General features: G+C 73.9%; 9 protein-coding genes. All 9 read left to right on the top strand.

Going from position 1 to position 10,799, the window contains the following annotated elements; translation table 11 throughout:
• Positions 1-9: 9 nt before the first annotated feature.
• The 9 genes from ACEQ2X_RS03105 to ACEQ2X_RS03065 all read left to right on the top strand — a co-directional run bounded on the left by ACEQ2X_RS03105 (position 10) and on the right by ACEQ2X_RS03065 (position 10,747).
• Positions 10-915 carry an AAA family ATPase gene (locus ACEQ2X_RS03105; protein ID WP_370324305.1) on the top strand — a complete coding sequence of 302 codons (906 nt, stop codon included), beginning with the start codon at positions 10-12 and terminating at the stop codon, positions 913-915.
• An 11-nt stretch (positions 916-926) separates the two neighbouring features.
• Positions 927-2,069, top strand: a complete 1,143-nt coding sequence (locus tag ACEQ2X_RS03100) for a VWA domain-containing protein (RefSeq protein ID WP_370324304.1) — start codon at positions 927-929, stop codon at positions 2,067-2,069.
• Positions 2,070-2,184: 115 nt separating this feature from the next.
• The gene (locus ACEQ2X_RS03095) at positions 2,185-3,063 is read left to right on the top strand and encodes a xanthine dehydrogenase family protein subunit M (RefSeq protein ID WP_370324303.1); all 879 of its coding nucleotides are present in this window, start codon (positions 2,185-2,187) and stop codon (positions 3,061-3,063) included.
• An 8-nt stretch (positions 3,064-3,071) separates the two neighbouring features.
• Positions 3,072-3,587, top strand: a complete 516-nt coding sequence (locus tag ACEQ2X_RS03090) for a (2Fe-2S)-binding protein (RefSeq protein WP_370324302.1) — start codon at positions 3,072-3,074, stop codon at positions 3,585-3,587.
• A gap of 11 nt (positions 3,588-3,598) precedes the next feature.
• A complete protein-coding gene (locus tag ACEQ2X_RS03085) occupies positions 3,599-5,998 on the top strand; it encodes an aerobic carbon-monoxide dehydrogenase large subunit (RefSeq protein WP_370324301.1) in 2,400 nt (799 codons plus the stop codon).
• A gap of 8 nt (positions 5,999-6,006) precedes the next feature.
• Positions 6,007-6,918 (top strand): XdhC family protein, encoded by a 912-nt coding sequence (locus tag ACEQ2X_RS03080; RefSeq protein WP_370324300.1) that lies wholly within the window; start codon positions 6,007-6,009, stop codon positions 6,916-6,918.
• Between the two features lie 159 nt (positions 6,919-7,077).
• Entirely contained in the window at positions 7,078-8,235 is a 1,158-nt protein-coding gene (locus tag ACEQ2X_RS03075; RefSeq protein WP_370324299.1) for an ROK family protein, read from the top strand.
• Positions 8,232-9,248, top strand: coding sequence for an ROK family protein (locus tag ACEQ2X_RS03070; RefSeq protein WP_370324298.1), 1,017 nt, complete (start codon positions 8,232-8,234; stop codon positions 9,246-9,248). The genes ACEQ2X_RS03075 and ACEQ2X_RS03070 overlap by 4 nt, the downstream gene beginning before the upstream one ends.
• Positions 9,245-10,747 carry an ABC transporter substrate-binding protein gene (locus ACEQ2X_RS03065; RefSeq protein ID WP_370324297.1) on the top strand — a complete coding sequence of 501 codons (1,503 nt, stop codon included), beginning with the start codon at positions 9,245-9,247 and terminating at the stop codon, positions 10,745-10,747. Before ACEQ2X_RS03070 ends, ACEQ2X_RS03065 begins: the two co-directional genes overlap by 4 nt.
• The last annotated feature ends 52 nt before the right edge of the window (positions 10,748-10,799 follow it).

Genomic DNA, 10,799 nt, shown 5'->3' with positions numbered 1-10,799 from the left:
CCGCGTGTGATGGAGCCCGAGCGCGTCGAGGACGTCGTCGCCGGGTTGGCGGCCCACGACTACCTGGCCGACGACGACCTGGCGACCGCGGTGTTCCTCGCGCTGCGGATGCGCCGCCCGCTGCTGCTCGAGGGCGACGCCGGGGTCGGCAAGACCGAGGTGGCCCGGACCCTGGCGAGCTGGCGGGGGGCGGAGCTGATCCGGCTGCAGTGCCACGAGGGCCTCGACCTGGCCCAGGCCGCCTACGACTGGGACCACGCCCGCCAGCTCCTCGGCCTGCGCGCCGCCGAGGCGACCGGTGAGGCAGCCGGGCTACCCAGCGCCGAGCTCCGCGATCGCCTCTACTCGGCGGAGTTCCTGGTCCGCCGCCCCCTGCTCCGCGCGGTCGACCACGACGGCCCCGTCGCGCCGGTCCTGCTGGTCGACGAGGTCGACCGGGCCGACGACGAGTTCGAGGCGTTCCTGCTCGAGGTCCTCAGCGACTACGCGATCACCGTGCCGGAGCTCGGCACGTTCGCCGCGACCGACCCGCCGGTCGTCGTGCTGACGTCGAACCGGACCCGCGACCTGCACGACGCCCTCAAGCGCCGCTGCCTGTACCACTGGGTCGAGCACCCCGACCTCGAGCGCGAGGTGGCGATCATCCGGCTGCGGGTCCCCACGGCCAGCGCCCGGGTGGCCGAGGAGGTGGCCGCCATCGCGGCTGCCCTGCGCGGGGCCGACCTGTACAAGCCACCCGGGGTGTCCGAGACCGTCGACTGGGCGTACGCGCTGACGGTCCTCGGCGCCGACGCCGTCGACCCCACCAGCGCCGCGGCGACCCTCGGGGCGGTCCTCAAGTACCGCGAGGACGCCCAGCGCGTCCGCGAGCACGGGCTCGACGCGCTGATCGACGCCGCGCTCGGCGGCGCCTGACCGGCGCGCCGATGCGGTCGACCGCGGGCATCGACGGCGCCCACGTGACCGCGGTCCTCGCCCGCGCGCTGCGCGACCGCGGGGTCGACGTGCCGATCGGCTGCGAGCTGGCCTGCACCGAGGCGCTGGCCCTCGTCGGGCTCTCCGACGAGCGCCGGCTGGTCGCCGCCGCCCGCCAGTCGCTGATCCGCCGCCCCGAGGACTTCGACGCGTTCGACGACGCCGTCGAAGCCGTCCTCGTCGGCCGTCGCGGGGCGGTCCTGGCCGTCCCGGAGCCGCCGGTGCTCCGCATCGCCCTGCGCCACGACGCCGATGACGGGGACGCGGACCGGGATGCGTCCGCGGCCCGCGACGACCCGCCGTCACCCGAGGACCTGACGCTGCGCTGGAGCGCCGTCGAGGTCCTCCGCCACGCCGACCTGGCCCACCTGAGCGCGGAGGAGCGGACCGAGGCCCACGCGCTGATCAGCCAGCTCCGCACGACGGGGCCGTGGCGCACCAGCCGACGGCTGCGACCCGACCGGTCGGCGAGACGCGGTCGCCTCGACGTGCGCCGCACGATCGCGGGGGCGCTGCGCACCGGCGGTGAGGTCCCCCGCCCGGTCCGGCGCACCCCACGGCTGACGCCGCGGCGCGTCGTCGTGCTGGTCGACGTCAGCGGCTCGATGGAGCCCTACGCCCGCGCGCTGCTGCGCTTCGCCCACGCGCTGACGTCGGCCCGGCGGCGGGTCGAGGTGTTCGCCGTCGGCACGCGGCTCACCCGGCTGACCCGCGCGCTGTCGACCCACGACCCCGACGTCGCGCTCGACGGGGCCACCGCGGCGATCGCCGACTGGTCCGGCGGGACCCGCCTCGGCGACGCGCTGGCGACCTTCAACGCCCGCTGGGGGGTGCGCGGCATGGCCCGCGGCGCCGTCGTCGTGATCCTGAGCGACGGGTGGGACCGCGGCGACCCCGCCGACATCGCCGAGCAGATGGCGCGGCTCCACCGGGTGACCCACCGCCTCATCTGGGTGAACCCGCTGGCCGCCGCCGCAGGCTTCGCGCCGCGGGCCGCCGGGATGGCCGCCGCGCTGCCCCACCTCGACGACCTCCGGGAGGGGCACTCCGTCGCGTCCCTCGAGGCCCTCGCCGCGCTGCTCGCGGACCTCTGAGGGCTGCCGCCACAGCCGTCCAGGTCGGACGCCGTCGAAAGTCACCCCTTTCGCCTGGGCCCCCCCGGCGATACGGTGCTGACCCGGAGCCACCAGACGGGACACAGGAGGGCCGATGTTCCCCGCGAGCTTCAGCTACACCCGTGCGGAGAGCCTCGACGAGGCCATCGCCGCACTGGCCGAGGACCCGGAGGAGACCCGGGTCCTCGCAGGCGGCCAGTCGCTCATCCCGATGATGAAGCTGCGCTTCGCCTTCCCCGAGCGGCTGGTCGACATCAACCGCATCCCCGGGCTGGACCACGTCCGGCGCGAGAACGGGCACCTCGCCGTCGGGGCTCTGGCACGCCACAACGACGTGCTCGCGTCCGACGACACCTTCGGGGTCGTCGCCGCGGCAGCGCCGTGGATCGCCGACCCGCTGGTCCGCAACCGTGGGACGATGGTCGGGTCGGTCGCCCACTGCGACCCGGAGGGGGACTGGAACTCCGTCCTCCTCGCCTGCGGGGCGACCGTGGTCGCCCAGGGGCCGTCCGGACGGCGGGAGATCGACATCCCCGACTTCGTCGTCGGGCTGTTCGAGAACAGCCTGGCCGACGGCGAGGTGGCCGTCGAGGTGCGCATCCCCGTGCCGACGCGCGCGAGCGGCGGGGCGTACCACAAGCTCGAGCGGAAGGTCGGCGACTACGCCACGGTCGCCGTGGCCACGCACCTCGAGCTCGCCGACGACGGCACGATCGCCGCCGCCGGCATCGGGCTGACCAGCGTGGTGCCCCACCCGACGAAGGTGACCGACGCCGAGGCGATCCTCGTCGGCCAGACCCCGTCCGAGGAGCTGTTCGCCGAGGCAGCCGCCGCGACCGCGTCGGCCTCGAGCCCGACGACGGACGTCCGCGGGACGGCGGACTGGAAGCGGAACGTGGTGCGGGTGTTCACCCAGCGCGGCCTGGCCGACGCCCTGGCGCAGGCACGTGGCGACGACGAGAGCGGGAGCTGAGCGCAGCGATGACCACCGAGACCATCCCCGTGACCATCACGATCAACGGCGAGTCGCACGCAGCCGACGTCGAGCCCCGGGTCCTGCTCGTCGACTTCATCCGACGCCAGGCCGAGCTGACCGGCACGCACATCGGGTGCGACACGACGTCCTGCGGCGTCTGCACCGTCCTGCTCGACGGCCGGCCCGTGAAGTCCTGCACCGTCTTCGCCGTCCAGGCCGACCGTGCGGAGATCACCACCGTCGAGGGGTTGGGGGCGAACGGCCAGCTCCACCCCATCCAGGCGGCGTTCAAGGAGCACCACGGCCTCCAGTGCGGGTTCTGCACCCCCGCGATGATGCTCGTCGGCTCGGCGCTGCTCGCCACCGACGACGACCCCGACGAGGACGACGTCCGCTGGGCGATCAGCGGCAACCTCTGCCGCTGCACCGGCTACATGAACATCGTCAAGTCGATCCAGGCCGCCGGCGCGGAGATGCGCGCCGCCGCGGCGACCGACGGCCAGGCCACCCCGCAGGCGTAGAGGAGCCGGACATGACCACGCTCGAGAACGCACCCAGCCCGCACCCGGCCGGCCTGAAGACGACCCCGGAGATCGGCGGCATCGGCCACTCCGTCAAGCGGGTCGAGGACGACCGCCTGATCGTCGGGCACGGCCGCTACCTGGACGACATCGTCCTGCCCGGCATGCTGCACATGGCGATCCTCCGGGCGCCGATGGCCCACGCCCGGATCAACGGCATCGACACGTCGGCGGCCGAGGCACTCGAAGGCGTCGTCGCGGTCGTCACCGGCGAGCTGATGGCCCAGCACGGCCTCGCGTGGATGCCGACGCTGAGCGGTGACACCCAGGCGGTCCTCGCGACGGACAAGGTCCGCTTCCAGGGACAGGAGGTCGCCGCGGTCATCGCCACCGACCCCTACATCGCCGCCGACGCGCTCGAGCACATCGACGTCGACTACGAGATCCTCCCCGTCATCACGACACCCCAGCAGGCCCTCTCCGAGGGGGCGGTCGTGATCCGCGACGAGAAGGAGGGCCAGACCGACAACCGGGTCTACCACTGGGAGTCCGGTGACGCGGCGCTCACCGACGAGGCGTTCGCCAAGGCCGACCGCGTCGTCACGCTCGAGACCCACTACCCGCGGTCCCACCCCTCCCCCCTCGAGACCTGCGGGGCGCTCGCGGACGTCGACAGCGTCACGGGCCAGGCGACGATCTACGTCACCTCACAGGCGCCGCACGCCCACCGGACCCTCTTCGCCATGGTCGCAGGGCTGCCGGAGCAGAAGATCCGGATCATCTCCCCGGCCGACCTGGGCGGCGGGTTCGGCAACAAGGTGCCGATCTACCCCGGCTACGTCATCGCCACCGCGGCGTCGCTGCTGATCGGCAAGCCGGTCAAGTGGATCGAGTCGCGCTCGGAGAACCTCATCTCGACCGGGTTCGCCCGCGATTACCACATGAAGGGCGAGCTGGCGGTCACCGACGACGGGCAGATCCTCGGCCTGCGCGTCCACATGCTGAGCGACCAGGGCGCCTTCCACGCCGACGCCCAGCCGACGAAGTTCAAGGCCGGCCTGTTCCACGTCGTCACCGGGTCCTACGACTACCCGGCCGCCCACATCGTCTGCGACGGCGCGTTCACGAACAAGGCGCCCGGTGGGGTGGCGTACCGCTGCAGCTTCCGGATCACCGAGGCGAGCTACCTGATCGAGCGGCTGGTGCAGAACGCCGCCTACGAGCTCGACATGGACCCGGCGGACTTCCGGATGAAGAACTTCATCCAGCCCGACCAGTTCCCGTACACGACGCCGACCGGGTTCGTCTACGACTCCGGCGACTACCCGACCGCCCTGCAGAAGGCCCTCGACCACGTCGGCTACGCCCAGCTGCGCGAGGAGCAGGCCCGGGCGAGGGAGGAGGGCCGGCTGATCGGCATCGGCCTCGCCCACTTCACCGAGGCCGTCGGCGCCGGGCCGTCGAAGGACTACGACATCGCCGGGTTGAAGATGATCGACTCCGCCGAGCTGCGGGTCCACCCGACCGGCAAGGCGGTCCTCAAGCTGGGCGTGAAGACCCAGGGGCAGGGGCACGAGACGACGTTCGCGCAGATCGTCGCCGACGAGCTCGGGATCCCGTCGACCGACATCAAGGTGATCCACGGCGACACCGACGACACGCCGTACGGGCTGGGGACCTACGGGTCGCGGTCGACGCCGGTGGGCGGCGCGGCGACGGCGATGGTCGCCCGGAAGCTGGCGGTGAAGGCCAAGGCGATCGCCGCGCACCTCCTCGAGGCCGCCGAGGGCGACATCGAGGTGTCGAACGGGCAGTACTCCGTCGCCGGCTCTCCCGACCGGAGCGTGTCGATCCAGGACATCTCGCTGGCGGCCTACACCAACCTGCCGGAGGGGATGGAGTACGGCCTCGAGGGCGTCCACTACTACGACCCGCCGAACCTGACCTACCCCTACGGCAGCTACGTCGTGGTCGTTGAGGTCGATCCGGACACCGGCCAGTGGAAGGTCGACCGGATGGTCGCGCTCGACGACTGCGGCGTGCGGATCAACCCGATGATCGTCGAGGGGCAGATCCACGGCGGGCTGACCGAGGGCTACGCGATGTCCTCGATGCAGTGGATCACCTACGACGACGACGGCAACTGCATCGGGTCCAACTACATGGACTACCTGATCCCGACGGCGTGGGAGACCCCCCGCTTCGAGCTGCTCGAGACCGTCACCCCCTCACCGCACCACCCGATCGGGGCGAAGGGCGTCGGGGAGTCCGCCACCGTCGGGTCCCCGGCCGCGTTCGTGAACGCCGTCGTCGACGCGGTGCGCCACCTCGGCGTGACGAACATCGACATGCCGGTCATGCCCCACCGGGTGTGGGAGGCCATCCAGGGCGCCGGCGGCGACGGGGCCTAGGGGCCGTCGTGGACGTCGAGGTCCTGCGCCGGGCGGTCGCCGAGCGCGACGGCCGCCGGCCGTTCGTGCTCTGCACGGTGGTGTGGCGCCGCGGGCCGACGTCCGGCCAGCAGGGCTCGAAGGCGATCATCGACCCCGGGGGAGGGGTGACGGGCTTCGTCGGCGGGGCCTGCGCCGAGCCGACCGTGGTCTCAGAGGCCCTGGCCAGCCTGGCCGACGGCCAACCCCGGCTGCTGTTCCTCGGGCAGGCTGACGAGTTGGACACCGCCTCGCCGGGTGCGGTCACCGTGCCGATGGCGTGTGAGGGCGAGGGCGCGATGGAGCTGTACCTGGAACCCCACCTCCCGCCGCCGGCGGTCGTGGTCGTCGGGGACACGCCGGCCGCCGCGGCGCTGGTGCAGATGGCGGGGGTGCTGGGGTGGGATGCCCGAGGGGTCGACGAGCCGGAGCTCGGGCACCCCGCTCCGGATGCCGCCACGGCGGTGGTGGTCGCGAGCCAGGGCCACTACGACGACCTCGCGCTGCGGTCCGCGCTCGCGTCCGACGCGGGCTACGTCGGGCTGGTGGCCAGCCGGAAGCGCGCCGACGCGCTGCTCGAGCTGCTCCGCGACGAGGTGGGGGAGGACGCCGTCAGCCGCGTCCACGCGCCGGCCGGCCTCGACCTCGGCCGCACGAGCCACGCGGAGATCGCCGTCGCGGTCCTGGCCGACCTGGTGGCCCGCCGGGCCCGTGGCGAGCTGGCGCTCGGCGTCGCCGCCCCGCCGGCCCGGACCGAGGCGACCGATCCGGTCTGCGGCATGACCGTCGTGGTCGAGGACGCCCACCACCGCCACGTCCACGACGGCGCCGAGTACGTCTTCTGCGCCGCCGGGTGCAAGGCCGCGTTCGCCGCAGACCCCGCGAGCTTCCTCGGGGTCTGACGCCGCGGGCGCGCGGGCGCGCGCCGAGGTTGGGCGCGATCGGGGCCTCCTTCGCCTGACGGCGAAGTTCGGCGCGATCCTGGCGTGCCCCTTGACGCCCGCACAGTTGAACGTTTAGAAAACAAACAAAGGTTGAGCGACGAGAGGCGAGGACCCCCGGTGGAGCCCACCGCACGACGTCGGGTGCCCCTGCGGGCGGCCAGCAAGGCCACGAAGGCCGAGACGCGGCTGGCGAACCTGCGCCTGACCCTCCAGGTCGTGATGGCGGCCGGGTCGACCTCCCGCGCGGACATCGCCCGCCAGACCGGCCTGACCCGTGCGACGGTCTCGGCCCTCGTCGCGGACCTGATCGCCGACGACCTGCTGGTCGAGACCGGGCTGGGGGAGTCCGCCGGCGGGAAGCCGCCGACCCTCCTCGAGATCAACGGCTCGGCCCGGCAGGTCATCGCCCTCGACCTGAGCTCCGCCCCCCTCCGCGGCGCCCTGCTCGACCTGGCGGGCGAGACCGTGCTGAGCACGACCGGCCCCGACGCGGACCTCCAGGGTCCCGATGCGGTCGACGCCGTCGTCGACCTGGTCACCGACCTGGCCGCCCGGGCGACCGCCCCCCTGCTCGGCGTCGGCGTCGGCACCCCCGGCGTGGTCGACGACCGCGGGCACGTCGTCGAGGCGGCGAACCTCGGCTGGCACGACCTGCCGCTCGGCGAGCTGCTGGCCGAGCGGACCGGCCTGGCCGTCCACGTCGCCAACGACGCGCAGGTCTCGGCCATCGACGAGTACGGACGCCGCGAGGACGTCGACAGCCTGGTCGTCGTCCGGGTCGGGCGGGGCATCGGCGCCGGCATCGTCCTCGACGGCCGCCCCCACGCCGGCGACCGCCACGCCGCCGGTGAGATCGGGCACCTTCGCGTCGTCGACGACGCGCGCGCCCCCGAGTGCCGCTGCGGCCGCCGCGGCTGCCTGGAGCTCTACGCCAGCCTCCCCGCGATCATGGCCACCACCGGGCGCGCGGGCGGGGACCCGGCCCAGCTGGACGACTCCGACGCCGGCGCGCTCGCGATCGCGGCGGACCACCTGGGCGCGGCCCTCGCCAACCTCGTCGCGGTCCTCGACGTCAGCCACGTGGTGCTCGGCGGGCCGGTCGAGCAGCTCGGCGCGGCGTTCCTCGACGCGGTCCGCGAGGCGCTGTCGGGCCGCATCCTGCCGGCCGTCGCCGACACCCTGGCCCTGACGTACTCGACAGCCGGGCCCGACGCGGTCCTGGCCGGGGCGTGGGCGCTGGTCCTCGCCGAGGAGCTGGGGGTGGTGCGCCGGTGATCGTCGGGCTGGACGTCGGCGGGACCAGCATCGAGGCGGTCGCGGTCAACCAGCCGGGCGCGCCCGCGGTCGCCACCTGGACCGGTCCCACGCCGCGGGACGGCGCGGAGGACCTGCGCGCCGCGCTCCGCTCCGCCGTCCGGGCGGTCACCCCCGACGGGGCCGCTGACCTCCGGGCCGTGGGCGTGGCCATCCCCGGCGTCGTCGACCCGTCCGCGGGCACCGTCAGCCACGCGGTCAACCTGGGGCTCGACGGGACCGCCACACCGCTCGCGCACATGCTCGAGGCCGACCTGGGCGTGCCCGTGGCCCTCGACAACGACGCGCGCGCGGCCGCGCTCGCTGCCCTGTCGCTGCTCCGCCTGCGCCGGCCGGACATCGCCGACGTCGCCCTGGTGAACATCGGCACCGGGTTGTCCGTCGGGCTGGTCATCGACGGCCTCCCACACCGCGGCCCGCTCGGGCACGCGGGCGAGATCGGCCACGTCCCCCTCCCCGGATCGGAGGTGCCCTGCGCCTGCGGCCTCAGCGGCTGCCTCGAGGCCCGGATCGCCGGCCCCGCCCTCGCCCGCCGCTGGCCCGCCGGCGACGGCCGCCCGGCCCACGCGCTGTTCGCGGCCGCGGCGGCCGGCGACGCGACCGCGGCCGCCCTGGCCGAGGACGTGGCCGAGGACGTCGCCCGGCTCGTCCACCTGGTCGTGAACCTGACCGGCATCGGCGACGTGGTCCTCGGGGGCGGCGTCGCGCAGGCCCACGGGGGGCTGCTCGACGGGGTCCGGCGCCACCTCGCCGTCGCGGCCGAGCGCTCGCCGCTCGCCGCCGACGCCATCCACCCCGACCGCGTCGTCGTCGCCCCCGCCGACGCGGCGCTCGGCGCCCACGGCGCCGCCGCCCTGGCCGCCATCGCGGCCGGGACCCATCAGACCTCAGCGACGCACGTCGACACCGACGTGCCGTCACCAGCCGCACCGCCGGCCCAGGCCGGGGTGCTCGACCGAGGAGAGACACGATGACGAAGAGGACGCGACTGCTGGCCGCGCTGCTGCTGCTCGCCCTCGCGGCGGCCGGCTGCGTGAACGATGCCGCTGACGACGGGGAGGACGAGGCCGAGGCGGCCGAGGCGACCGAGGCACCGGTCGACGAGGAGGCGGACCTGGCCGAGGAGGGTGCGGACGAGGCCACCGAGGCGCCGGCGGAGGCCACCGAGGAGGCGGGGAGCGAACCGGCGGAGGACGCGGCGGCGCTCGACGCCGAGGTGCCGGAGGGCTACACGCACCTCGCCGCGGCCCTGGCGGGGGAGTACGAGGGCACGTCGGTCGAGATCCTCAGCCAGTGGGTCGAGGCCGAGGGTGAGAACTTCTCAGCGACCCTGGCGGACTTCGCCGAGGCGACCGGCATCGACATCACCACCGAGGGCATCACCGACTACGAGACCGTGCTGAACGTCCGGGTGGAGGGTGGCGACGCCCCCGACATCGCGCAGGTCGCCCAGCCGGGGCTGATGCAGGAGTTCGCCTCCGCGGGCCACCTCGTCAACCTGAGCGACTGGATGGACGTCGAGCAGCTGTCGACGGACTACTCCGAGGCCTGGACCGACCTCACGACCTACGAGGACGACACCTACGGCGTGTTCTTCCGCGCCAACACGAAGTCGATCGTCTGGTACCCGGTCGCCGCCTTCGAGGAGGCCGGCTACGAGATCCCCGAGACCTGGGACGACCTGATCGGCCTGCAGGACCAGATCCTGGCCGACGGCGGGACGCCCTGGTGCATCACGATGGAGCACGGCGACGCCACCGGCTGGGTCGCGACGGACTGGATCGAGGACGTCCTGCTCCGCACCGCCGAGCCCGAGGTCTACGACCAGTGGGTCGCCCACGAGATCCCGTTCGACTCCCCCGAGGTGCTGGCCGCCGCCGAGCAGGTCGGCGAGATCTGGTTCGGCGAGGGGCACGTGAACGGTGGCGGGACCGCCATCGGCGCCACGTTCGTCGGCGACGCGATGAACCCGACGTTCGAGGAGCCGCCGGGCTGCTGGCTGCACCGCCAGGCCGCCTGGATCCCCGACTTCTGGCCGACCGACCCCGAGACCGAGGAGCCCCTCTACACCCCTGGCGAGGACGCGGCCTTCTTCTTCCTGCCCGGTGAGACGCCCGAGGACCGCCCGGTGCTCGGCTCCGGCGACATGTTCATCATGTTCGACGACCGCCCCGAGGTCCGCGCCGTGATGGAGTACCTCGCCACCGCCGACGCGGCGATGGGGTGGATCGAGGCTGGCGGGTTCATCAGCCCGAACTCCTCCATCCCGCCGGAGGCCTACAGCGACTACGCCAGCTCCCAGCAGGCCGAGATCCTCGCCGACGCCACCGTGCTGCGCTTCGACGCCTCGGACTCCATGCCGGCAGAGGTCGGGCAGGGCTCGTTCTGGTCCGGGATGGTCGACTGGGTCGCTGCCGAGGGCGGCAACACCGACCAGGTGTTCGCCGACATCGAGGCGAGCTGGCCCAGCTAGCCGATCGAACAGGACAGACCCGTGGGGGGGGGGGGGGGGGGGGGCCCCCCGC

The sequence above is a fragment of the Euzebya sp. genome, assembly GCF_964222135.1.
Classification (GTDB): domain Bacteria; phylum Actinomycetota; class Nitriliruptoria; order Euzebyales; family Euzebyaceae; genus Euzebya.
This window is presented reverse-complemented; position numbering and strand designations above follow the sequence as displayed.

Bases quoted from the DNA above. Each gene is read 5' to 3' on its own strand.
- ACEQ2X_RS03100 (WP_370324304.1), top strand. From the start codon at position 927: ATGCGGTCGACCGCGGGCATCGACGGCGCCCACGTGACCGCGGTCCTC.
- ACEQ2X_RS03090 (WP_370324302.1), top strand. From the start codon at position 3,072: ATGACCACCGAGACCATCCCCGTGACCATCACGATCAACGGCGAGTCG.
- ACEQ2X_RS03105 (WP_370324305.1), top strand. From the start codon at position 10: ATGGAGCCCGAGCGCGTCGAGGACGTCGTCGCCGGGTTGGCGGCCCAC.
- ACEQ2X_RS03085 (WP_370324301.1), top strand. From the start codon at position 3,599: ATGACCACGCTCGAGAACGCACCCAGCCCGCACCCGGCCGGCCTGAAG.
- ACEQ2X_RS03095 (WP_370324303.1), top strand. From the start codon at position 2,185: ATGTTCCCCGCGAGCTTCAGCTACACCCGTGCGGAGAGCCTCGACGAG.
- ACEQ2X_RS03065 (WP_370324297.1), top strand. From the start codon at position 9,245: ATGACGAAGAGGACGCGACTGCTGGCCGCGCTGCTGCTGCTCGCCCTC.